General features: G+C 62.5%; 23 protein-coding genes. 6 read left to right on the forward strand and 17 right to left on the reverse strand.

Translation table 11 applies throughout. The features are described from left to right. Positions 1 to 18: 18 nt before the first annotated feature. Positions 19 to 738, forward strand: coding sequence for a TetR/AcrR family transcriptional regulator (locus ACFWXH_RS18735; RefSeq protein WP_379122709.1), 720 nt, complete (start codon positions 19 to 21; stop codon positions 736 to 738). Here ACFWXH_RS18735 and ACFWXH_RS18740 read toward each other — a convergent pair. The 14 genes from ACFWXH_RS18740 to ACFWXH_RS18805 all read right to left on the reverse strand — a co-directional run bounded on the left by ACFWXH_RS18740 (position 707) and on the right by ACFWXH_RS18805 (position 15,359). Then, complete coding sequence (locus ACFWXH_RS18740) at positions 707 to 2,278, reverse strand: cation:proton antiporter (protein WP_379122711.1); 1,572 nt, start codon at positions 2,276 to 2,278, stop codon at positions 707 to 709. The two genes, ACFWXH_RS18735 and ACFWXH_RS18740, sit on opposite strands and share 32 nt — an antisense overlap. A 187-nt stretch (positions 2,279 to 2,465) precedes the next feature. Next, on the reverse strand, positions 2,466 to 4,400 hold the full coding sequence (gene ftsH / locus ACFWXH_RS18745; RefSeq protein WP_379122713.1) for an ATP-dependent zinc metalloprotease FtsH: 1,935 nt from the start codon (positions 4,398 to 4,400) through the stop codon (positions 2,466 to 2,468). A 102-nt stretch (positions 4,401 to 4,502) separates the two neighbouring features. Further along, a complete protein-coding gene (tilS, locus tag ACFWXH_RS18750) occupies positions 4,503 to 5,870 on the reverse strand; it encodes a tRNA lysidine(34) synthetase TilS (RefSeq protein ID WP_379123296.1) in 1,368 nt (455 codons plus the stop codon). After that, positions 5,870 to 6,973, reverse strand: a complete 1,104-nt coding sequence (gene ybgF / locus ACFWXH_RS18755; RefSeq protein WP_379122715.1) for a tol-pal system protein YbgF — start codon at positions 6,971 to 6,973, stop codon at positions 5,870 to 5,872. Before ybgF ends, tilS begins: the two co-directional genes overlap by 1 nt. Before the next feature lie 274 nt (positions 6,974 to 7,247). Beyond that, on the reverse strand, positions 7,248 to 7,751 hold the full coding sequence (gene pal, locus ACFWXH_RS18760; RefSeq protein ID WP_054313858.1) for a peptidoglycan-associated lipoprotein Pal: 504 nt from the start codon (positions 7,749 to 7,751) through the stop codon (positions 7,248 to 7,250). 324 nt (positions 7,752 to 8,075) lie between these two features. Next, entirely contained in the window at positions 8,076 to 9,395 is a 1,320-nt protein-coding gene (gene tolB / locus ACFWXH_RS18765; RefSeq protein ID WP_054313972.1) for a Tol-Pal system beta propeller repeat protein TolB, read from the reverse strand. Between the two features lie 34 nt (positions 9,396 to 9,429). Continuing rightward, positions 9,430 to 10,581 (reverse strand): TonB family protein, encoded by a 1,152-nt coding sequence (locus ACFWXH_RS18770; protein ID WP_379122718.1) that lies wholly within the window; start codon positions 10,579 to 10,581, stop codon positions 9,430 to 9,432. Between the two features lie 2 nt (positions 10,582 to 10,583). Continuing rightward, positions 10,584 to 11,042 (reverse strand): protein TolR, encoded by a 459-nt coding sequence (gene tolR, locus ACFWXH_RS18775; RefSeq protein ID WP_054313860.1) that lies wholly within the window; start codon positions 11,040 to 11,042, stop codon positions 10,584 to 10,586. A gap of 12 nt (positions 11,043 to 11,054) precedes the next feature. Further along, positions 11,055 to 11,768 (reverse strand): protein TolQ, encoded by a 714-nt coding sequence (gene tolQ, locus ACFWXH_RS18780; RefSeq protein ID WP_054313861.1) that lies wholly within the window; start codon positions 11,766 to 11,768, stop codon positions 11,055 to 11,057. A 277-nt stretch (positions 11,769 to 12,045) separates the two neighbouring features. Further along, complete coding sequence (ybgC, locus tag ACFWXH_RS18785; RefSeq protein WP_379122720.1) at positions 12,046 to 12,507, reverse strand: tol-pal system-associated acyl-CoA thioesterase; 462 nt, start codon at positions 12,505 to 12,507, stop codon at positions 12,046 to 12,048. A gap of 3 nt (positions 12,508 to 12,510) precedes the next feature. Beyond that, complete coding sequence (ruvB, locus tag ACFWXH_RS18790) at positions 12,511 to 13,551, reverse strand: Holliday junction branch migration DNA helicase RuvB (RefSeq protein ID WP_379122722.1); 1,041 nt, start codon at positions 13,549 to 13,551, stop codon at positions 12,511 to 12,513. Between the two features lie 43 nt (positions 13,552 to 13,594). Then, the gene (gene ruvA / locus ACFWXH_RS18795; RefSeq protein ID WP_054313864.1) at positions 13,595 to 14,215 is read right to left on the reverse strand and encodes a Holliday junction branch migration protein RuvA; all 621 of its coding nucleotides are present in this window, start codon (positions 14,213 to 14,215) and stop codon (positions 13,595 to 13,597) included. 13 nt (positions 14,216 to 14,228) lie between these two features. Continuing rightward, positions 14,229 to 14,735: a crossover junction endodeoxyribonuclease RuvC gene (ruvC, locus tag ACFWXH_RS18800; RefSeq protein ID WP_379122724.1), complete on the reverse strand. Its 507-nt coding sequence runs from the start codon at positions 14,733 to 14,735 to the stop codon at positions 14,229 to 14,231. Positions 14,736 to 14,825: 90 nt separating this feature from the next. Beyond that, positions 14,826 to 15,359 (reverse strand): DUF1465 family protein, encoded by a 534-nt coding sequence (locus tag ACFWXH_RS18805; RefSeq protein ID WP_054313866.1) that lies wholly within the window; start codon positions 15,357 to 15,359, stop codon positions 14,826 to 14,828. A gap of 553 nt (positions 15,360 to 15,912) precedes the next feature. On the opposite strand from ACFWXH_RS18805, the gene ACFWXH_RS18810 reads away from it, so the two are divergent. Next, positions 15,913 to 16,290 carry a hypothetical protein gene (locus tag ACFWXH_RS18810; RefSeq protein ID WP_379122727.1) on the forward strand — a complete coding sequence of 126 codons (378 nt, stop codon included), beginning with the start codon at positions 15,913 to 15,915 and terminating at the stop codon, positions 16,288 to 16,290. A 67-nt stretch (positions 16,291 to 16,357) separates the two neighbouring features. Here the strand turns inward: ACFWXH_RS18810 and ACFWXH_RS18815 are convergent, their stop codons facing one another. Both ACFWXH_RS18815 and ACFWXH_RS18820 read right to left on the reverse strand, forming a co-directional pair. Further along, positions 16,358 to 17,998: an acyl-CoA synthetase gene (locus ACFWXH_RS18815; protein ID WP_379122729.1), complete on the reverse strand. Its 1,641-nt coding sequence runs from the start codon at positions 17,996 to 17,998 to the stop codon at positions 16,358 to 16,360. A 119-nt stretch (positions 17,999 to 18,117) separates the two neighbouring features. Then, entirely contained in the window at positions 18,118 to 18,885 is a 768-nt protein-coding gene (locus ACFWXH_RS18820) for a sulfite exporter TauE/SafE family protein (RefSeq protein WP_379122731.1), read from the reverse strand. A 396-nt stretch (positions 18,886 to 19,281) separates the two neighbouring features. Between ACFWXH_RS18820 and ACFWXH_RS18825 the strand changes: the two genes are divergently transcribed. Then, positions 19,282 to 19,740: a GNAT family N-acetyltransferase gene (locus ACFWXH_RS18825; RefSeq protein WP_379122733.1), complete on the forward strand. Its 459-nt coding sequence runs from the start codon at positions 19,282 to 19,284 to the stop codon at positions 19,738 to 19,740. 39 nt (positions 19,741 to 19,779) lie between these two features. On the opposite strand, the gene ACFWXH_RS18830 is transcribed toward ACFWXH_RS18825, so the two are convergent. Continuing rightward, positions 19,780 to 20,514 carry an MBL fold metallo-hydrolase gene (locus ACFWXH_RS18830; RefSeq protein WP_379122735.1) on the reverse strand — a complete coding sequence of 245 codons (735 nt, stop codon included), beginning with the start codon at positions 20,512 to 20,514 and terminating at the stop codon, positions 19,780 to 19,782. Positions 20,515 to 20,704: 190 nt separating this feature from the next. Here ACFWXH_RS18830 and ACFWXH_RS18835 point away from each other — a divergent pair, with 190 nt between their 5' ends. The 3 genes from ACFWXH_RS18835 to efp all read left to right on the forward strand — a co-directional run bounded on the left by ACFWXH_RS18835 (position 20,705) and on the right by efp (position 23,420). Beyond that, a complete protein-coding gene (locus tag ACFWXH_RS18835) occupies positions 20,705 to 21,352 on the forward strand; it encodes a thiamine phosphate synthase (RefSeq protein ID WP_379122737.1) in 648 nt (215 codons plus the stop codon). Positions 21,353 to 21,579: 227 nt separating this feature from the next. Continuing rightward, complete coding sequence (locus tag ACFWXH_RS18840; RefSeq protein WP_379123297.1) at positions 21,580 to 22,719, forward strand: sel1 repeat family protein; 1,140 nt, start codon at positions 21,580 to 21,582, stop codon at positions 22,717 to 22,719. Positions 22,720 to 22,853: 134 nt separating this feature from the next. Next, complete coding sequence (efp, locus tag ACFWXH_RS18845) at positions 22,854 to 23,420, forward strand: elongation factor P (protein ID WP_054313873.1); 567 nt, start codon at positions 22,854 to 22,856, stop codon at positions 23,418 to 23,420. Positions 23,421 to 23,442: the final 22 nt, after the last annotated feature.

Genomic DNA, 23,442 nt, shown 5'->3' on the forward strand with positions numbered 1-23,442 from the left:
CGTCGATTTTTCGGAACAATGCGCCCACACTGGACAGCTGTCAACAAAGATGAAAATGTTTCACTTATGGATCGAACTGCCCTCTCGAAACCCGTCGAACCGCGCCAGAACCGGGCGCTGAAGACACGTGCCGCTTTGCTCGAAGCGGTGGAGACTCTGGTCGCGGCCGAGGGGCATGAAGCCGTGACAACCACCCGCATCGCCATGGAAACAGGCACGGCAGTGGGCACGATCTATCGCTACTTCGTCGACCGGGAAGCCTTGCTGCTTGCCGCCTATGAAGCAACCGTCAAGCGCATCGTCACGCAATGCGCGAGCAAACTCGAGGCGCTGCCTGCGGATCTGGTCGCAACGGACGCCGCGCAGATTCTGCTCTCCCACTACCTGGAAGCGGCGGAGTCCATTCCCGCCCACACCGGCCTGCTGGCGGCCATGCGATCGATCCGCCCCATCGAAGCGGACCAGCAGGGCAACAACCAGACCGGCATAACCGGTGATCTGCTTGTACCATTCTTCGCCCGCTATGCACCCGGTGCACGAAGTTTGGAACCTGTGCAGTTGCGCTTTTTGAGCGTGCTCGTCGGAACAATGGTCGATCTCTACCTCGTCACCGGCGATGGTTCAGATCGCGCCCGCCTGCGGGAGGAGATCGAAGCCCATGTGGTGCTGATGGTGGAACGGGCCGGCCGGGAGAACGACGACGGGATCAGGCAGGCTCGCCTCGACCAACAGCGCTGAGTTCGGCCCAGTCGAACTCTTCCTCCAGCACATGGTATGCGTCGTCGCCGATGACGAAGGTCCGTCTGAGTTCGATAGCGCGGGCGCGGGCGGCAGCGATCGCTTGAAGTCGCAAGGCGCCTCCCGGTAGACCAGCCGCCTGATACGGCTCACCGCCGACCTCGCACAACTCGACGACGGCGCCGTATTCCTTGCGCAGCAGCTTCGCGGCAAGACCGTCTTCTTGCTCGATGGAAGCGACAGCGGCCTTGTAAGCTTCGACACGTCCGTATCGCACCTCCTGTCCGACGGGGTCATTGTCGGAAAGGCCAAGCCACAGGATCAACGGCCTCAATGTCAGACCTTGCAAAACCAGTGTGCCGAAGACCACGGCGAAGGCCGTGAACAGGATCAGGTCGCGATAAGGGAAAGGTGATCCGTCGCGCAGCATCTCGGGTATGGAGAAGGCGGCGGCAAGGGTAACGATACCGCGCATGCCGGCCCAGGAAATCACGATCCCGCCCTCGCGCGTCGGTCGCGCCATGGGTCGCGGTGGGTTGAAGCCGTATCGCTCGATGCGCCAACGGATCAGCCAGTTGTAGCTCATGACCCAGGTGAAGCGGGTCAGAATGACGACGGTAAGGATGACCGCAGCGAACAGCGCATAGTTGCCGCGCATATCAGGTGTCAGCCGCTCCCAGATCGGGCCGATCTGCATGCCGATCAGCACGAAGGCCATCGCGTTGAGGATGAAGACGACAGCCTCCCATACTGCATAGACCGGTACCCGCAGCCTGGCGGGCATATTGGGCCCGCGTGTGTTGGCGATCGTCATCGCATAGACGACAATGGTGAGGATGCCCGAAAGGCCAACCGCCTCGGCGGCGATCCAGATGCCGAACGTCATGGCGAACTGGACGATGATCGAGGTCGGAAAGTCCTCGAAGCGTGTTGCCGGCACCAGCACGCTCGCCAGGAGGTATCCCGCCGCAACACTCCCAAAGACCGTCAGCAGGAAAACCGGCACGCCACTCGACAGCGAAAGCCCACCTCCCAGCACCGCCATGACAGCCAGCTTGTAGAGCAGCAGCGCGCTGGCGTCGTTGAGCAGGCTTTCGCCTTCGAGGATCTTCAGAAGCCGATGGGGGAGTTTGACCTGCCGCATGACGGCTGTGGCTGCGGCAGCATCCGGCGGCGCCACAATGGCGCCAAGTGCGATGGCGACCGCCCAGGGCATGCCCGGCAGCAACCAGCGCGCCACCAAGGTCACGGTGAGCGTGGTCAGGCCCACGGCCATCAACACGAGTCCGGCCACCGGGATCCAGTTGTCCCGGAGATCGCGCAGCGAGGTATCGTAAGCGGAATCGACCAGTACCGGCGCCACGAACAAGGTAAGCGCCAGATGCGGATCAAGCGTCCATTCCGGGCTGCTCGGCAGAAATGGGATCATCGCACCGCCCACGGCTAGAAAAGCCGGATAGGGCACGCCAAGCCGCCTCGCCAGCGCCGAAAGCAGCGCAGCGCCGAGCAAGAGAGCGATGATCCATTCGAATGTCTGCATGGCTGCGCGGTTCGTCCCCAGCTCGCCGCGGCAAGTATGCCGAGCCACCGACACAAGCGTTTACAACGACAATAGCGACGATTGCGGAGTTCGTCTGCTCCTGGCCGAACGGATAGATGCCAGGATCGGCGTCCAAAAAGAAACGCCGCGACAAGATCGCGGCGTTTTTTACTCAATCCAGCTCGAACTAGTTCGACGGCTGCGGTTCCATGCCGCCTTCAGGCTCGGGGCCTTTCTTGCGGCGGCCACCCGTACCGGCTTTCGGCACGGCCGATCCGCGCGAGGTCGGCGTATCATCGCCAAGGTCGCGCGACGGTTTCTGGCCGGCGATCAATTGCTTGATCTCTTCGCCGGAAAGCGTCTCGTATTCGAGCAGACCCTCGGCCAATGCGATCCAGTCCTTCTTCTTCTTGGTCAAGATCGTCTTGGCGGTCGAGTAGGCTTCGTCGATCAGGCGACGCACTTCGGCGTCGATGATCTGCGCGGTCTCTTCCGACACATTCTGTGTACGCGCCACCGAATGGCCGAGGAAGACCTCTTCCTGGTTTTCGCCGTAGGCGACGTGACCGAGCTTGTCGGAGAAGCCCCAGCGCGTAACCATCGCACGTGCCAGCTTCGTCGCCTGCTCGATATCCGAAGAGGCGCCGGAGGTGATGTTCTCCTTGCCGAACTTGAACTCTTCCGCCACGCGGCCGCCCATCATGATGGCAAGGCGCGAGATCATGTATTTGTAGCTCATCGAATAGCGGTCGCCTTCGGGCAGCTGCATGACCATGCCCAGCGCACGGCCGCGCGGGATGATAGTTGCCTTGTGCAGCGGGTCGGCCGCCGGCACATTGAGCGCCAGAATGGCATGGCCGGACTCGTGATAGGCGGTCAGTTCCTTCTCGGCCTGCGTCATGGCCGAGGAACGGCGTTCCGCGCCCATCATGATCTTGTCCTTGGCGTCCTCGAACTCCTGCATGGTGACGAGACGCTTGTTGCGTCGCGCCGCCATCAATGCCGCCTCGTTGACGAGGTTCATCAGGTCGGCACCCGAGAAGCCGGGCGTACCGCGCGCGACAACCTTCAGGTCGACATTCGGAGCCAGCGGCACGTTGCGGACATGCACCTTCAGGATTTTCTCGCGGCCGACGATATCGGGGTTCGGCACCACGACCTGGCGGTCGAAGCGGCCCGGGCGCAGCAACGCGGGGTCCAGCACGTCCGGACGGTTGGTGGCCGCGATCAGGATGATCGACTCATTGGCCTCGAAGCCATCCATCTCGACCAGCAACTGGTTCAGCGTCTGCTCGCGCTCGTCATTGCCGCCGCCGAGACCGGCGCCGCGATGACGGCCGACCGCATCGATTTCGTCGATGAAGATGATGCAGGGTGCGTTCTTCTTGGCCTGCTCGAACATGTCGCGGACGCGGCTGGCGCCGACGCCGACGAACATCTCGACGAAGTCCGAACCGGAAATGGTGAAGAACGGCACATTGGCCTCACCGGCAACCGAGCGGGCGAGCAGCGTCTTGCCGGTGCCGGGAGGGCCGACAAGCAGCACACCGCGCGGGATCTTGCCGCCCAGCCGCTGGAACTTCTGCGGATCGCGCAGGAATTCGACGATTTCTTCCAGATCCTGCTTGGCCTCGTCAACGCCGGCGACATCCTGGAAGGTGACGCGGCCATGCGCCTCGGTGAGCAGCTTCGCCTTGGATTTGCCGAAGCCCATGGCCCGGCCGGAGCCGGACTGCATCTGGCGCATGAAGAATATCCACACACCGAGGATCAGGATCATTGGCAGCCATGAGATCAGGTAGCCGAACAACGTGTTGGAGCCGTCGGTCTCCGGACGGGCGTTGATGACGACGTTCTTTTCCTCGAGCCGCGAAACCAGCGAAGGATCGCCTGGCGAGTAGGTCTGGAAGCCGGCGGCGCTGTCGGCATAGGTGCCGGAGATGCGCTCACCTGCGATCGTCACCGCCTTCACACGTCCCGAGGCGACATCCTGCAGGAACTGCGAATAAGGAACGTCGGTGGAGGCGCCACGCGTCTGCGGCGTCTGGAACAGATTGAAGAGAGCGATCAGCAGGACCGCTATGATCGCCCAGAGCGCGAGATTGCGATAGTTCGGATTCATCGATTGTCCCGTTGGCGCCCAGTTTCAGGCGCGGATACTTGAAGAGTTGGCATTAACATAGGGAGAGCGCCCCCCATTGCCAAGCATAAGAACATGGCTCGGTTAAGCATTAGCGCTCGCTTTGGGAACTGCGGGCGTTCTCATCGGTGATGTGGGAATGGAGGCCGCCCCGACAAGCACGGAGACAGCGTGCGCGACTTCCAGGTCAAAGCCGGACAGGAAGCGTGTGAACGGCGCGGCGACGGGAACAGCCACTGCTCCCGGCAACTGTCCGGATTCGCCCGGCGAACCGAGGCAAATACCGTCTCGCCAAACCGCCGGCGCGGCCGCATGGGCAGCGCGAAACAGGCTCGCAGGCGCTTCTCCTCCCTCGGGAACAAGGGTTGCCCGCCCTCTCTCACGACCGAACGGAGCGATCACACAACCGTCAGCATCGTCGCCGAAAGTGATGCGGTAGCGCCCATCCCAGAGGGTTCCATCCGACGGCGTCGAGGGAGCTGGCAGGCCGCGCGCTTCGCGGTGGAGAAAGATGCCGGCGCGACGCACATCGATCACCGTCCGCGACAATGTAGCGCGACCCACACCAGCCGACAGCAAGGCAAAAAGGCCGACGACACGATCGTTGTCCGGCAAGAACGGCGTTCCCCCCACCACGGCAAGCAGAACACGCAGGGCATGAAGTGCGGCGGGCTGGTCGGCCTCCGTTACGAACGCTGGAGCAAGATGGATCAGGCCGGGGGCCAATCGGCTGGCGTGGCGGTCAATCAGAACGGCGCCGCCGCGGCTAAGCTCTTCGCGCTGATGCGCCGCCCTGGACGCAATGGCCAGAAGCCCCTCGAGCCGATTTTCATCCTCGGCGAGCTTGGCGCGTGCACGAGGCCGCTCGAACGCATGGTCCAGGTTGGTCGGGTCGTCGATCCATTCGAGACCGCTCGCTGTAAGCAGTCCACGCAGAGCCGAACGCCGTTCCGTCAGCAGCGGACGCAGGATCCAAACATCGCCTTCCAACAGTGTTGCGGGCGCCATACCGGCAAGCCCGGGCCCTTCGTCTCGCGCCTGCCGCATGAGGACGGTCTCGGCCTGATCATCGGCCGTGTGGCCAGTCACGACGATATCGAGCCCTTCGCGCCGGGCGATATCGGCAAGAAGCCGGTAGCGTGCCGCGCGTGCGGCTGCCGGAATGCCGGTCGAGGGTTTGGTACCCTCCCAGACGACGATGCGGTGAGCGATACCCAATCGGGCACAAAGGCCGGCAACGGCTTGGGCTTCTCCGGCTGAAGCAGGACGCAGAGCGTGATCCACGGTAACAGCGATGAGCCGCGCAGAAGGCAGGAAACGGTCGAAATGGTTCTTGAGGAGAATAAGCAGCGCAGTCGAGTCACTGCCGCCTGAAATGGCGGCTACGGCGCCGTGGCCGAAATCGATCCGCGAAAAAAGTCCAGTTGCAGGCGGCGAGCCTGCTTGTTGCATCAGCACGAGGCGAGCGCCCGCTCCTGCTTGACACGCTCCTTGAGCGCGCTGGAGGCGTCGGGGTAACGCTTGCCGACCTCGGAGAAAGTGGCGCAGGCGACGTCGCGCTGCTTCAGCCCCATCAGCGAGATACCAAGCTTCAGAAGCATGTCAGGCGCCTTCTTGGACTTTGAATAGCTCTTGCTGGCAGCGAGGAAGATCTCGGCCGCGTCGCGGTATTTCTGTTGCCCGAGCAGGGACTCGCCCAGCCAATAGTGGGCGTCGGCTGCCTTGGGATCGGACGGGTAGCGTTCGATATGCTGGCGGAAGCCCTGCTCCGCGGTTCCATAGTCCCCCGAAAGCACGAACTGGTAGGAATTGCGGTAGAGTTCGTCGGGACTGTTGGTCGATGGCAGCGAGGCAACGACCCCACCATCCTGACCCGTTGCCGGTGCCTGCTGTGTCGTGCCGGCTGAAGGCACGTCGGACGGCGGCACCGCACTCACGACATTGCCGTTCTTGTCCACCGTGATGGTTCCGAATGATGTCGGTGGCTTGCCGGTGACCGTCTTGCCCGGCTCGCCGTTACCGGAATCGATGATGAGATCGCCGACCTGGTCGCCGCCTTCACCCTGGCTACCGGGCTGCAGCGCCTGGCTGGCCGACTGGGACTGCCCGGAAGGCTGGGCGCCGGAGGTAGCCGGCGCCGAAGGCGTGGCCGAGGCGGGTGCCTGGGCCACGCTGTTGCCGCCAGTGGCAGCGTCAGACTTCTTCTGGGGGGCAGCACCACCGCCCTGCTCGATCTGCTGAAAACGGAACTCGTTGTCTTCCTGCGTCTTGCGCAACTGTTCCTGCAGTTGCAGGATCTGGAAGTTCAACTCCTCGATCTTGCCGTTCATCTGCCGGATCTGGTCTTCCAGGCCAACCGAGCCGGACTGGGCAAGCTGCACAGTCTCATTCTTGTTTTCCTTGCCACCGAACAGGCCCGGAAGTCCGAAACTCGGCAGACTGAAGGAAAAGCCGTCCTCGGTGGTTCGCACCGGCCCGGCGGCATTGGCGGGTGCGATCACACTCGCTGCGAGCAGGACAGCAAGCGTCCCGCTCAGGATTGTTCTAAAATGCATTGGTCTCTCGCCATCAGGGTCAAAACAGGTCATTGCCCGGAAATCGGCAGCCGCCTTGGGAACGGCTTGCCCACCCGAACGCATCCGCTTTTAGCAGGGCGCGAGACTTCGGCCAAATTTTGTTTCAACCCGATATTTAGAGCGTCGCGCGTCCGTTCAGACACGCGAAGGACGCTCCAGGACTTTGAACTGCGTATCGACCAAGAAAAAAAGCGGCCACAAGGGCCGCCTTTTTGCGATTGGCTTCGATATACCGGCCGAGGCCGGCCACACATCAGGAGCCGGCGCCCGACAGCGTGGTGACAGCGCGACGGTTCTGCGACCAGCACGAGATGTCGTCGCAGACGGCAACCGGGCGTTCCTTGCCGTAGGAAATCGTCTTCAAGCGGTTGGAAGCCACACCCTTGCCGATCAGGAAGTCGCGGGTCGCAGCCGCGCGGCGGGCGCCGAGCGCCAGGTTGTATTCGCGAGTGCCACGCTCATCGGCATGACCTTCGACGACGATGGCGTACTGGCCATACTTGTTCAGCCATTGGGCCTGGCGACCCAGCGTCTGCTGAGCGTCGGCACGGATCGAGGAGGAGTCGGTGTCGAAGAAGATGCGATCGCCGACATTGACGGTGAAGTCCTGTGCCGAACCTGGAGTGGCGGCGCCACCGCCCAGGCCGAGATCGGCCGCGCTGTTCGGGGTCTTCTTCGAAGCGCAGCCTGCAATCGCCAGCGAGGCGACCAGCGCGATCATGACCGGGTTCGTGGTAAGCTTTGCGATACGGCGCATGCCGCCTCTCCTTCGCATTCGAGTGATTTCGTTGATATGCCAGTAACCACGTTTGGGTTAACCGGCGCTCAAGAAACACGGTTAAAATTCTATTGCGGTCGCCGTCCGCGACCGTCGCCGCAGCTTCAGGTCCCGTAGACCACGACGCCGCAGCACGCTTGACGCTGCACTGTACTGCCCGGGAAGCGTAGCCAGCTTGCCGCCCCTACGCCGATCCTCGGACCATTCGGTCGAGGCTCTAGCCTGAAATGCGGCCAAAACGCGACCGAGTCACGAAAAAGGGGCCTCGCAGGCCCCTTTCTGATGCGTTTCAGGGTCGCCCCGTCATTCCAGAAGCGGCGACCATGCCGGGTCGGAGCCGAAGCCCGAGGTCGGGATCGGTTGCTCGTTGCGGCCGGTCAAGTCGACCGAATAGAGCTTCGGACCGCCGGCGCTGTCGCGGAAGAACATCAGCACACGGCCGTTCGGTGCCCAGGTCGGCCCTTCCTGCTGGAAGCCGGTCGACAGGATGCGTTCGCCCGAACCGTCCGTCTTCATCACGCCGATCTGGAACTGACCGCCACCCTGTTTGGTGAATGCGATCAGATCGCCGCGCGGCGACCAGACCGGCGTCGAATAGACGCCATCGCCGAAGGAGATGCGGTGTGGGTTGGAGCCGTCGGCGCCCATGACATAGATCTGGGAGCGGCCGCTGCCGCCGCCGCGGTCGGAGGTGAAGACAACCTGCGAACCGTCCGGCGAATAGGACGGCGAGGTGTCGATTGCCGACGAGTCGGTGAGACGTGTCGTCGACCGGCTTCTCAGATCCAGTGCATAGATGTTGGAGTTGCCGTCATCGCGCAGCAGGCTCATGATCACCTTCTGGCCATCCGGCGAGAAGCGCGGCGCAAACGTCATGCCCGGGAAATTGCCGACGAGTTCGCGCTGACCGGTCTCCAACTGCAGCAGGTAAACTTTCGGCACACCGCTTTCATAGGACATGTAGGTGATTTCCTGCCGGTTCGGCGAGAAGCGCGGCGTCAGCACGATCGAGGCGCCGTTGGAGAGGAAGCGCGCATTGGCGCCGTCCTGGTCCATGATGGCGAGCCGTTTCTTGCGCGCGTTCTTGGCGCCGGTCTCGTCGATGTAGACGACCCGGGTGTCGAAGTACCCTTTTTCGCCCGTCAGGCGCTCATAGATCGCATCGGCGATGATATGGGCGACACGGCGCTGGTTGGCCGCGTTCGCGAAGAACTGCTCACCTGCCAGTTGCTGGCCGGCGAACGTATCCCAGAGACGATATTCGGCACGGATGCGGCCGTCCGCTTCCTTGTTGACGCGGCCGGTCACCAGCGCCTGGGCGTTGATGACCTTCCAGTCATCGAAACGCGGGGTCTGGTCGGGGTTCGATATCTTCTCGATGAAGGCACCCTTGTCGATCGGCGCGAACAGGCCGGAGCGCTTCAGGTCCGCCGCCACGATGTTGGATATTTCCGTGCCGAGATCGCCGGACGACTGGAAGTCGGTGATGGCGATCGGCAAGGGCTCGACATTGCCCTTGTTGACGTCGATCTCCACCAACGCATGCGCCGGCAACAGTGCAAGGCCGCTCATGCCGGTGGCCATGGCGCCGATCAGAAAGAGTGTCTTGAAAAGATGCTTCATCGCGAATTCCTGTTTCATATCCGAGCGATAGACATCACATGCCCATGTCGCTCGGGTTGAACGTGACTTGAATTTCGGACCAGATGTCCTGCTTGCCTGCTGGAAGTACCAACCCCGCCTGATCGCATTTCTGGATCGCACGCACTGCGCTTTCATCGTAGGAACGATTGCCGCTGGAGGTCTGAACCGTCGGACGACCATCCAGCTTGCCCGACTGATCCACATTGAACCGGATGACCGCGACGAGGTTTCCGGCGTCCTGCGCACCAGCCGGAATGGTCCAGCAGCCGCTGAGCTGATCGCGAAGAGCACCCATTTCGCTGTTGCTCAGCTTCTGGCCATTGTTCCTGTCGCCGCCGAGCGACGACTGCTGGCTGGATCGTTTTGCGCCACCACCCGAGGGTTTGTCCTTGTTGAGAAGAGCGGATACCTTGTCGTTGAAGGCATCATCCTCCGACTTCTGCCTGGAAGACGCTTCCTTGACCGGCTTTTCCGAATTCTTGCGATCGGGTGCCTTGGCGGTCTCGGCCTGGGCCTGCTCGGGGCGTGGCTTGGCCTCCGGTGCCGGTGCCGAATTGGGCAGGGCAACAGACTCCGTCTGTTCCGAGGCAATGGCCTCGGCCACCGCATCGGGCTTTGCCGGCTCGGGCTTGGCCTCCGCTGGCTTCTGCTCGGCGGGCTTCGGTGCGGGTTCCGGTTCCTTCACCGGTTGAGGCTTGGGTTCCGGCTGCTTGACGGGGTCGGGCTTCACGTCCTGCTTCGGCTGCTCGGCCGGCGCGACTTCCGTCGCCGGTGTCGGCTTCGGCTCTTCCTTCGGCTTCGGCGTATCCTCGGGCTTGGGTTTTTCCGTTGGCGTCGGCGCCTTGGGTGCCGATTCCGTATTTTCGACCGGCTTTGGCTTCGCAGTCGGTGTCACCGGCTGATCGGTGTCGACACTGTTTTCGCCGGTCTTCTGGGCATCGGCGACGATGTCGGGCCGCTCGGTCGGTTTTGGTGCCGGTTTGTCACGCATAGTCGACTTCTTGTCGCCTTGCAGTGACTGCGCAACATCTTCCACCGGGACGATGTCCACGGGAAACGACTCGACGTTCATGGGCTGGAACGCAGGCGGAGCCCTGAGCGTGAACAGGCCAAAGCCGATCACGGCAGCATGCAGGATCACCGATGTGGTGAGACCGGCCTTCAAGGTTATTTGTCCTGTTCCTGCAAGGTGACCAGGCCGAGGTTCTTGTAGCCGGCGGCCGAGATGCGGGCCATGACCTTCATGACGGTGCCGTAGTCCGCAGCCTTGTCGCCACGGATGAAGATGCGCTCCTCATAACCGGTCTTGGCGATCGCCTCGAGCTTCGGCACGACTTCCTCGAGCGGGATCACCGTCTCCTGCAGATGGATTTCGCCAGCCTGGTTCACCGAAACGGTGATCGGCTGGGTTTCCGCATTCATCGGCTTGGCCTGCGTTTCCGGCAGGTCGATCGGCACGCCGACCGTGAGCAGCGGCGCCGCCACCATGAAGATGATGAGCAGCACCAGCATGACGTCGACGAATGGCGTGACGTTGATTTCCGACATCAGGCCGTGATGGCGGCCGCGACGCCTGTGGCCGCGTCCGCCACGTCCCGAACCACCTGAGCTGACTGACATTCCCATCGGCTTATTTCCTCAGGCGGCCTTCTGGGCCACTTTCTCATCGATTTGGCGCGACAGTATGGCGGAGAACTCGTCGGCGAAGCCCTCCATGCGCACCGCGATCTTGCCGGCGTCGGACGACAGCTTGTTGTAGGCGATGACAGCGGGGATGGCGGCAAGCAGGCCGATGGCGGTGGCCAGCAGCGCTTCCGCGATACCGGGCGCGACCACGGCGAGGTTGGTCGACTTCGAGCCGGCGATGGCCTGGAACGAGGTCATGATACCGACGACCGTGCCGAAGAGGCCAATGAAGGGCGCGGCGGAACCGATGGTGGCGAGGAAGCCGAGGCGACCCTCCAGGCGTTCCATTTCACGCGTCAGCGCCAGATCCATCGCCTTGTCGATGCGGGTCTGCAGCGCGAGCGGCGATTTGGCGCCTTTCTCGAAGCTCTTCTTCCATTCACGCATGGCGGCCACGAAGATGGCGCCCATGCCCACGGTCTTGCGCTCGGCAAGGTTACGGTAAAGCTCTTCCAGCGACTGACCCGACCAGAACACCTGTTCGAAGCGGTTGAGCGCGACGCGCAGCCGCGCAAAGGAAACCAGCTTGTCGACGACGATGGCCCAGGTCCAGACCGAGGCGCCGATGAGGCCCAGCATGACCAGCTTGACCACCCAGCCGGCCTGCATGAACAGGCCCCAAATCGACAGTTGCGCGCCCGGATCGGCGAGTGCGATGTTTTCCATGGTTCGTTCCTTAAGAATCCGGGCCCCGGCTCGCCGCTAGCCCCTGGCGCTCTACCCCTTGTGGTCCGTTCGCGCGAAGCTTCCGGAAATGCCCCAAAAGGCGCCTTTCGCGGCCTTTTCACGGCAAATATTGGTGAAACGAAGGCATGAACGCCTCCAATCTTCACCTATGTCTTCATGAACTGTTATGGTTAAGGAGAGGTTAGGAATCGCAACTGTTGTGCGGCGCAGCATGCATGATGCGCCAATGCCAGGTCACAATGGAGTGAAGGCGCGCTCAGCCGCGCTTTGGCATGAAGGCGGCAACCCATTCCTTGGGAAAACGGCGCGGACGGCCATTCTCGCCAATGATGGCGGCCTCCACCCTGGCATCGACCAGCACGTCCGCATCGCGCTTGAGTTGCTGGGCCATGAAGATGCGCGCGCCGGAAATGGCGTCGGTACGCGTGTCCACCGTCAGAATGTCGTCTATGCGGGCTGGTGAACGGAAGTCGATCTCCATGCGGCGGACGACCCAGACGATCTTCTCGCCGTGCTTGCCTTCGGCAAGTTCGGTGTGGTGCACGCCGGCCAGCCGCAGGAAATCCGAGCGGCCACGCTCCAGGAATTCCAGATAGCGGGCATGATAGACGACGCCGGAGAAATCGGTGTCGGCATAATACACCCTTGCCATCAGCCGATGGCCGAATTCGGTCAGCGCGCCGGAAATGCCGCCGAGCAGATCGTCTGCGCCAGACATCGGTCAATCTCCTTCCTGGAAGAGATTGATCTGCTGCTGGGCGAGATCGCGCGGCACTTCCAGGCCGAGATGCCTCCAGGCGTTCGCCGTCAGCACGCGCCCGCGTGGGGTACGCTGGATGAAGCCCTGCTGGATCAGATAGGGCTCGATGATATCTTCGATCGCATCCCGCGGTTCCGAAAGACCAGCCGCGATCGTTTCGATGCCGACCGGCCCGCCGCCGAAATTCATGGCAATCATGGACAGGTAACGCCGGTCGAGCTGATCGAGGCCGAGCGCGTCCACTTCAAGCCGGGACAATGCTTCGTCGGCGACCTTGCGCGACACGATTTCTGCCCCAGCGACCGACGCGAAATCACGGACGCGGCGCAGCAGCCGCCCGGCGATACGCGGCGTACCACGGGCACGACGCGCGATCTCAACGGCGCCATCATCGGCGATCGGCATGCTGAGGATGCGCGCCCCGCGCCGCACGATCAGCTCCAGTTCCTCGACCGTGTAGAAATTCAACCGCACCGGGATGCCGAAACGGTCGCGCAGAGGATTGGTGATGAGCCCAAGCCGCGTCGTGGCAGCCACCAGCGTGAAGCGGGCAAGATCGATCTTGACCGAGCGCGCCGCCGGCCCTTCGCCGATGATCAGGTCGAGCTGGAAATCCTCCATTGCCGGGTAGAGGATTTCCTCCACTGCCGGGCTGAGCCGATGGATCTCGTCGATGAACAGAACGTCGCGGTCTTCCAGATTGGTCAGCAGTGCCGCGAGATCGCCGGCCTTGGCGATCACCGGCCCAGATGTGGAGCGGAAATTGACGCCCATCTCGCGCGCCATGATCTGCGCCAGCGTGGTCTTGCCCAGTCCCGGCGGGCCGACGAACAGGACATGGTCGAGCGCATCGCCACGGCCCTTGGCCGCTTCGATGAAAACTTTCAGGTTCGCACGCGCCGCCGCCTGGCCGACAAAATCGTCCAGCGTCTGCGGGCGCAGTGTCTGGTCGGCATCTTCGCCGCGCTTTTCGGAGGAGATGAGACGGGGGGCGGTGTTCATGCCCCTCTCCTCGCATGGCAGAAGGGTCCGAACAAGCAGCGCGTCACCGCGCCAGCTCCTTCAGCCCCAGCCTGATCAGCTTGGCGGAATCGGCTCCTTCGCCAGCACTCTTCAAGGCGGCAGCCACGGCATTGGCCGCGATATCGCGCGAATAGCCGAGATTGGTGAGTGCGGAAACCGCATCGGCGACAGGAGCGGCCGCGACGCCCTCGCCCAGTTCCTGCTTCAGCCCGATCGTGCCGGAAGCCTCGCCTGCAAAGGCCGGCGCTTTGGTCTTCAGCTCGGTGACGATGCGCTCGGCCACCTTCTTGCCGACGCCAGGCGCCCGCGACACCATGGCGATGTCGCGCAGCGCGATCGCGTTGGCGAGGTCGGATGGCGACAATGTCGACAGGATCGCCAGTGCGACCTTGGCGCCAACGCCCTGAACATTGTTCATCAGCAGGCGGAACCACTCACGTTCCAGCGCGGTCTTGAAGCCGTAGAGGCGGATCATGTCTTCGCGGACATAGGTTTCGATGTGCAGCACCACCGCCTCGCCAGGCCCGGGTAGTGCCGAAAGCGTGCGGGCGGAACAATAAGCGACATAGCCGACGCCATGCACATCGACGAGGCAATGATCCTCCTCGATCTCGTCCACCGTGCCCTTCAGCTTGCCGATCATCCTGCTTGCCCCTTCACGCCACGGCCATGCGATAGGCGATGCTCTGCCGATGATGGGCATGGCAGATGGCGATGGCCAGCGCGTCGGCGGCATCGTCGGTGTCGAAGGCGGCCTTGGGCAGCAATACCTTCACCATCATGTGGATCTGTTTCTTGTCGCCATGGCCGACGCCGATCACCGCCTTCTTGACGGCATTGGGCGCGTACTCCGCCACCAGCAAGCCAGCGCGAGCCGGTACCAGCATGGCGATGCCACGGGCCTGGCCGAGCTTCAGCGTCGCGGACGCATCCTTGTTGACGAAGGTCTGCTCGACGGCCGCTTCCTGCGGCATCAGCTGATGCAGTACATCGGCCAGCCCATCATGCAATTGGCACAACCGCGTCGCCAGCGCGGCCTTGTCGTCGGAACGCACGGTGCCCGCCGCGACAAAGCGCAGCGAATTGCCGAGGCTTTCGACGACACCCCAGCCGGTGCGTCTCAGCCCGGGATCGATACCAATGATGCGAATCGCTTCCCCCATGCGCGGAGTCTACCTTTCGCGCAAAGCGATGCCAGCAAAATGTGAACAAACCAGAAACAAGAAGCCAAAGGCTTCGCACGAAGCCTCGGTTCAGCCGCCGGCGAAAGCCGTCTTGAGCAGCGTGATCTGGTCCGAGACCGGGTTGGAGCGGCGATTGGCCGGCTGCGCATGAACCGTTCCGCCACTGCCGTAGATTTCCTCGTCCATGCGCCGCACCAGCGACTGCAGGCGCAGCGATCGGTTGACGAGATCCAGGAAGTCGTCCGGCAATTCGCTCCAGCCGGCTGCCTCGCTGTGCGCCGAAGCGGTATCCAGCCGCACCTTGGATTTCTCCGACGCAACCTGATCGCGTGTCATCTCGCCAGAATTCGCAGCGCGCTGCAGAAGCAGCCAAGATGCGATCTGCATCAGTCGTGTGGTGAGACGCATCGATTCGGCGGCGTAGAGCGTCGCACCCAGCCGCGACAGCTTCTTGGCCTCCAGCCTGCCCTTGCCGTCGAGATACTCGGCCGTACGCTCGACGAGGCCCATGCCTTCGTCATAAAGCGGCTTGAACGATTGCGAAAAGACCCTCCGCTCGGCCAGCTTGATCGTATTCGCGCTTTCCTTGGAAGGCTCGCTCATTTCGTGTTCCGTATTCGCATTCTTCCGGCCGAATCGGCGTCATGCCGCCGGTTTCCAAGCCTATATGACAGTGGCTAAGAAAATGCGCCGGGACTTCTCGCAAGGCAAGCACATGTTTAACAAACGGTTAACGCCGTCGTTTCCTGCCTGCCGCCGGCCTGACCGCCGGACAAAAAAAGAGCCGCGATAAGGCGGCTCTCAGGAGTTTAACAGGGAGGCGTCAAACAAAGTGGCTCCAACCACTCGGTAAGAATCCAGATCACTGGATGCGCATAGTAAACGCTCGTAAAGCTTAATGAACCCTTAACAAGCTCCAAGATTTTTTAAGAAGCCGGGGCAAGCTGTGCCGTATCAGCACAACATCGGAGATCCTCCCCGGGCGGGCCAATGTGAAGAACCCCACTCTCATTCCACCGCTTCCTGAAGTATTCTGCCCAAGCAAACCGGCAGCGGCGCAGCCCCGCGGAAAGACGGGACGAACGCCGCTTGGCCATGCGTTTGCTCACGCGTCGCATCGCAAGGACGAACGCGACGAAACAACGGGGGAACTATCATGCAAGGCGTATCTCGGAACTTCTTTGCGCTCGCCATCGTCTACGCACTGTGCGGCATGGCGTTGGGCCTGCATATGGCGATCAGCCAGGACCATACCGAAATGCCCGTCCATGCACACGCGCTGGTGGCGGGCTGGCTGACATCCGCGGTCTTTGCCATCTTCTACCATCTGTTTCCGGCCGCTCGCGAAACAAGGCTGGCAACGATCCATTTCTGGCTGACGGCGCTAAGCGGTATCGGTCTGCTGGTGACGCTCTATTTCCTGCTGGCGGGAAACACGGCGATCGAACCGGTGGTCGGCATCTGTTCGATCCTGTTCTTCGCGGCGATGCTGCTGTTCGCCGTGATCGCTCTGCCTGTCCTGCGCAAGGCCTGAACAGACTGGCTAAGGCTGGCATTGGAACGCCGGGCGTCCATTCGGACGCCCGAAGCTCCGCATCGCGCTAGCCGGCTTTGGCCATCTCACGCAGGCGAAACTTCTGGATTTTGCCCGTCGAGGTCTTCGGGATCTCGTGGAAGATGATGGCCTTCGGCACCTTGAAGCGGGCGAGAAGCCCTCGGCAGTGCTCGATGATCTCGGCCTCGGTTGCGACCTTGCCGGGCTTCAGCTCGACATAGGCCACAGGAACTTCACCCCATTTGTCGTCGGCACGCGCCACCACGCCGCAGGATGCAACGGCGGGGTGCTTGTAGAGAGCATCCTCCACCTCGATCGAGGAGATGTTCTCGCCACCCGAAATGATGATGTCCTTGGAACGGTCCTTGAGCTGGATGTAACCGTCGGGATGCATGACGCCGAGGTCGCCGGAATGGAACCAGCCGCCGGCAAAGGCCTCGTCCGTCGCCTTGCGGTTCTTCAGATATCCCTTCATGACGATGTTGCCGCGAAACATCACCTCGCCGATGGTCTCGCCATCGGCAGGCGTCTTTTCCATCGTGGCCGGGTCCATCACCGTCAGGTCTTCCAGCGCCGCATACCGCACACCCTGACGCGCTTTCCTGGTTGTGCGCGTTCCCTTGTCCAGCACATCCCATTCGCCATGCCATTCATTGACGACGGCAGGGCCATAAGTTTCGGTCAGACCATACAGGTGGGTGACGACGAAGCCGGCGTCGGCCATGCCGGACAGAACCGCCTCGGGCGGCGGGGCAGCCGCGGTGTTGAAGGTGACGGTCTGCGGAAATTCGCGCTTGTCCCCATCGCTGGCATTGATCAGCGTTGCCATGACGATGGGCGCACCGCAAAGATGGGTGACGCCATGGTCAGCGATCGCATCATACATCGCCTTCGCCCGCACCCAGCGCAGACAGACATGGGTTCCCGCTTGCACGGCCAGCGTCCAGGGGAAGCACCAGCCATTGCAGTGGAACATCGGCAACGTCCAGAGATAGACGGCGTGCTTTCCCATACCGGCGTGAATGGTGTTGGCATAGGCCATCAGCGCCGCGCCACGATGATGATAGACCACACCCTTGGGGTTGCCGGTGGTGCCGGACGTGTAGTTCAGCGAAATCGCGTCCCATTCGTCGTCGGGCATCGCCCATGCAAAATCCACCTCACCGCCCGCGACGAACGCGTCGTAGTCGTGCGAACCGATGCGCTCACCCTTCGGATAGGGCGCATCCGCCCCGTAATCGGGATCGTCATAGTCGATGACCAGCGGCTTCACCCTGGTCAGCGCCAGCGCCTCCTTCATCACGCCGGAAAACTCGCGGTCGACGATCAGCACCTTGGTCTCGGCGTGATCGAGCTGAAAGGCGATGACGGCGGCATCGAGGCGCGTGTTGAGCGAATGCAGTACGGCCTTCACCATCGGCACGCCGAAATGCGCTTCCAGCATTGGCGGCGTGTTGGAGAGCATCACCGTCACCGTATCGCCCTTGCCGATGCCCTGCGCGGCAAGGGCGGAAGCCAGCTTCAGTGAGCGGCCCCAGAAATCCCGATAGGTGATGCGCTGGCGGCCGTGGATGATGGCGACATGGTCGGGATAGGTCTTCGCCGCCCGTTCCAAGAACGACAGCGGAGTCAACGGCTGGTGATTGGCCGGATTCTTGTCGAGATCCAGCGCATAGGGGTTCGTCATCCCGCCCTCCGAACGAGCAATATCCAGCACTTCTAGAACATGATCCCGAAAAGTTGCAGACTTTTCGGACAAGGATCATGTGGCAACCAAAGAGCATAGCCGGAAAGCGGCGTCACCCTCTACGGAAGACTGATGATGCCGTCCCACAACAGTTTGACCGCCACCAGGGCAATCGTGGCGTAGGTGAACGGATAGAACACTTCCGGCCGCATGCGTCGCACCAGCCAGGCACCGGCCAGCGTCGACAAAGGCGCAAACGGCATCAAGACAGCCGAGGCGGCAAGATTGGCGGCGTCGAACTGGCCGAGCGCGAAATAGGGAATGAGCTTGATGGCGTTGACGATGGCGAAGAACACCACGCCGGTCGCCGTCAGCACCTTCGGATCCATCCGCAGCGGCATCGTATAGACCTGGAACGGCGGCCCGCCGACATGGGCGACGAAACTGGTGAAGCCGGCGATCGTGCCCCAGAAGGCCGCAAGCGGCTTGTTCGGCTTTGAAATATGGCTGCTGCCATGCCTGTAGGTGACATAGAGCCAGCGCCCGACAAAGGCGATGGTGACGGCGCCTACTATGAAGCGCACCATGTCCGCGGTCACAAATGCCGCCGTCGCCCAGCCGATGCCGATGCCGACGAGTGCGCCCGGCAACATGTCGACGAGCGTTTTCCTGTCGTGCTGGCCCCGCCAGGTCCACAACGAGACGATATCCATCACCACCAGGATGGGCAGCAGGATCGCAGCCGCCTGCACCGGCGACATCGCCAAAGCCATCAATGGCACGCCGATCAGGCCGAAGCCGCCGACGCCGCCCTTGGTGAGCCCCACCAGGATGACCGCAGGCACGGCGACAGCGTAAAACCAGGGGTCGGTAAGCAGAGCTGACATGCCGGGGAGAGATGCCTGAGGAAATGGTCCTTGCTACCTAGAGCATTTCCGTTTTTCACGGAAATGCTCCAGCTCTTTTTGTATTGCGCAATTCCGGACGCAAAACCGCTGCGCACTTTTGCTGGAATTGCTCTAGCGCATCGGCCCGAAAATCGGAATCGATTTCGGAAGGCTTACAACCCGCATCCAGCCTTCGCCGCAAGAAACCGCCCGTCAGCGACGCGCCGACACCAGGAGGAACATCGGGCTGCTCCAGTTCTTCCACCAGTTCCGACCTGGCGGCGATCTCTGTCCGTCGGTCGGATGAGCGTGCCAACGCATTGATCGGGTCTGCCCGAATGGGCTTGCCGATACGCAGTCGGCCGCCTATTGCGGGAGCGAAGCACGGAGAATCCCATGGTCGAGATTGCCTTTCGCCGCGCCGAACGCACCGACGTCACCGCGATCGTCGCCATGCTCGCCGATGACATGCTGGGCAGCAGTCGCGAGGACATCAGCGAGCCCCTGGCTGACAGTTATCTGAGAGCATTCGAGGCAATCGACGCCGACCCTAACCAACTGCTCGCGGTCATGACCGAAGCCGGACGCGTGGTCGGCACTTTGCAGCTCACCTTCATCGCCGGGCTTTCCCGCAGGGGTTCATTGAGAGGGCAGATCGAGGCAGTACGGGTTGCCCGGGACCGCCAGAGCGCGGGTCTCGGCCAGAAGATGATCGACTGGGCTGTCGGTCAATGCCGGGAGCGTGGCTGCGCCATCGTACAGCTCACCACCGACCGCAACCGCCACGACGCCCATCGTTTCTACGAACGCCTTGGCTTCAAGCAGACCCATTTCGGCTACAAGATCGATCTGTGACCGAAGCGCTCGCGGCGGTCTCCGAGGGCGGAGCATGCGTTACAGCGCGTCTTTCACCGCCAATTCCTGCATCACATTGGCCAGATCGCCGAGCATCTTGCCGCCATCGCCTCTGAACGCGGAACCGTGCATCAAGGCGAGCGTTCGGGGGTTCAACCGCGTCAGCCCCTTCATCATGTCGGCAGTCCTTGTCGTCCACGGCGTGGCATGAGCGAAAGGTCCCGCGGCGGAGCGAAGAAGCTGATCTCTCGCCGGGCCGACAATGTCGTTCTCGACGAGCGCGGGCGGATTGCCGGCATGCAGGAAAAGATCGGAGCAGAACAGTGTCGCTTCGGTCTCTTCGAACAAAAGCGTTGCATCCCAGCCATGTGGGAGATGTGGCGTCGACAACAGCAGGAAGCGTTTCCTGCCAGTCGTGAGAACTTCATCGTCTCGGAGAATTCGCGCTGTGCGATCGGCATAGTCGTCCAGCACCACGCCGCCGCCAACGGGGCCGCAAACCACTGTTGCGGCCGGCGCCATATCCAGCCATTGGTTCAGCGCACCACATTCGTCCGGTTCGAAATGCGAATAGCCCAGCCAGCGGATCTTCGCTGGATCAATGATCCGTCGGAGGGCAGAACTGGCTTCGCCGAACATCTTGCGAAACCCGGTATGATAGAGCAGCGGCTCCTCGTCACGCACCAGGTACTGATTGAAGGTGAAATCAAGCTCCGGGGCGTAATAGGAAATCCGAAACACATCCGCCGCGATTTCATTCACTGAGAAGTCCATGCCTTCCCCCTGCGCTGCCGCTGATCTGGTATCAACCTACCACAAGCACCGGCCTATTCCCGTCAGGAGAGGTTGGCCGGCGATGGCGCAGGCGGTCCGAATGCATGCCTGTTCAACGACGCCGCATTCGTCTATGCCGCAATCCAACCATCTTCGCCTCGCATAGGCGAAACCGGAAACCGATACCGCCATGACCGAATCCACACCACCTGACCGCTGCCGCATCGTGCTCATTCCGCCAGCCGGCACACCTGCCGAACGCGTTGTCGCCGCGCTCGCCGGTGGTGACATCGCTTCGCTGATCCTGCCCCAGGATGATCGCGACGAGGCCAGTTTCCAGGCTTACGCGGAAAAGATCGTGCCCGCGGCGCAAGCCGCAGGCATCGCCGTTGTGATTGCCGGCGACAGCCGCATCGCCGGACGCGTCAAGGCCGACGGCCTCCATGTCGAAGCCGGCAAGGCGAACCTCGCCGAGGCCGTCGAGCGCCTGCAGGACCGCATGATGGTGGGGGTCGGTGGCGCCAAGACGCGCGACGATGCATTGGAACTCGGAGAAGAACGTCCGGACTACATCTTCTTCGGTCGCTTCGGCTACGATTCCAAGCCGGAGCCACATCCGCGCAACCTTTCGCTCGGCCAATGGTGGGCCGAGATGATCGAAATTCCCTGCATCGTCATGGCGGGCTCCGATGTCACCTCGGTAGGAGCCGTGGCCGCAACCGGAGCGGAATTCGTGGCCTTGTCCGCCGCCGTTTTCGCCGACGACGTGGAACCCGCCGCCGTGATCGCCAAGGCTAACGCCCTGCTCGATGAAACAGCGCCACACCTCGGGGACTGAGAATGCGCCTGCGCTTTACCCTTGCCGGCGTGCTCGCTCTCGGTTTTGCCATCTCCCAGGCAGAAGCCGAGACCGCTGAACCGCCGAAACAGGCCCAGCCGCCCGCGCAGGAAACGACAAAGTCCGAGAACCCGGGGGGCGGTGCGCCCAAGCCGGAGGCACAGACCCCTCCGGCCTCCGGCGGCTCGACACCTCCAAACGCTGCAGCGCCGGTTCCCACCCCGCCGGTGACTGCACCATCGTCTGCGGCGCCGGAAAACCCGGCACCTGCAACCCCGGCGACCAACACGCCACAACCGGTATCGCCACAGGCACCGGCAAGCACACCAGGTCAGCCGGCGGCACAAGCACCCAAAGCCCCCGAGGCAGCAACGCCCGCCGGGTCAACGCCCGCCGCAGCGCCGCAACTGCCACAGCCGATACCATTACCCGGTTCGTCAGCGGCGGCGAAGGGCGACCGCCCGATCGCCAATCCATTGCCGCAACCGGCGACGACAACCGAACCGGCGGCGAATGTCGACCCCGCCCGCTTCGGTGGCCGGCCGCCGGATGCTGCCTATGGCGCTTATCAGCGCGGCCTCTACAAAACGGCCTACAATCTTGCGCTCGAGCGTGCCAACAAGGGCGACGCACCCGCCCAGACCCTGGTGGCGGAAATCCTGGCCCGCGGACTGGGCATGCCAGCCAATGCGGCCGAGGCCGCCAAATGGTACCAGCGCGCGGCAGAGCAGGGCGTGCCGGAGGCACAGTTTCAGTACGCGCTGATCCTGATCGACGGACGCCAGGTCAAGAAAGACGAAAAGAAAGCCCAAGTCCTGCTGCAGGCGGCGGCCGAAGCCGGCAATCCGCTGGCGCAGTTCAACCTCGCGCAGTTGCTGATCCAGAAGGATCCGGGCGAAGCGGGTCTGGCGAGAGCCGCAATTTACTACCAGAAAGCGGCCGAGAGCGGCCTGGCCGACGCCCAATACGCCATGGCGCAGATCTATGCCAATGGCGCCGGCGGCAGGACCAAGGATGACAACGAAGCGCGAAGACTTCTGGTTTTGGCCGCGCGGCAGAACTATGACACGGCCCAGCTTGACCTCGGCCAGTGGCTGATCGACGGGCGGGGCGGCAAGCGCGACCTGAAATCCGGCTTCAACTGGACGAAGCGTGCCGCCGAGGGCGGCAACGTGGCTGCCCAGAACAGACTGGCAAAACTCTATGTGGGCGGCATCGGGGTCGACGGAGATCTGGTCAGCGCCGCAGCATGGTTCATCGTCGCACGCCGCGCCGGCCTTGCCGATCCACAGATGGACGACTTCATGCAGGGCCTGGACGAAGAACAGACCAAGAAGGCGCTGCAAAAAGCCAACCGGTTGCCCTAGTGACTTTGCATACGGGCTGGGTGGGCATTCGGGCTGGCATTTTGCCGCCTCTCTTGCCTCTTTCAGCAAATTATGGTCTTGGAGGCGCCGAAATCGCCCTCTCGGCGCACCTCTTTTTTCCGGACCAATCAACCATGGCCAAGATCAATGGCAACGAAATCCGTCCCGGCAACGTCATCGAGCACGATGGCGGCCTCTGGGTAGCAGTGAAGACCAACGCGGTGAAACCCGGCAAGGGCGGCGCCTACAACCAGGTCGAACTCAAGAACCTCATCAACGGCACCAAGCTCAACGAGCGTTTCCGTGCCGCCGAGACGGTTGAAAAAGTACGCCTGGAACAGAAGGATTTCTCCTTCCTTTACGAACAGGGCGAGATGCTGGTGTTCATGGACGCCGAGAGCTACGAGCAGCTCGAACTGCAGAAGGATTTCGTCGGCGACCGTGCCGCCTTCCTGCAGGACGGCATGACCGTTACCGTGGAACTCTACGAAGAAAAGCCGATCGGCATCGCGCTGCCTGACCAGGTGACGCTCACCATCACCGAGGCGGACCCGGTCGTGAAGGGTCAGACGGCGGCCTCGTCGTACAAGCCGGCGGTTCTGGAAAACGGTGTCCGCGTGCTCGTGCCGCCATTCATCTCGTCAGGCGAGCGCATCATCGTCGACACCAACGAGATCACCTACGTTCGCCGCGCGGACTGATATCCGGGGCCGGCGTCCTGTC

The sequence above is a fragment of the Mesorhizobium sp. NPDC059054 genome (assembly GCF_042739215.1).
In the GTDB taxonomy this organism is placed as follows: domain Bacteria; phylum Pseudomonadota; class Alphaproteobacteria; order Rhizobiales; family Rhizobiaceae; genus Mesorhizobium.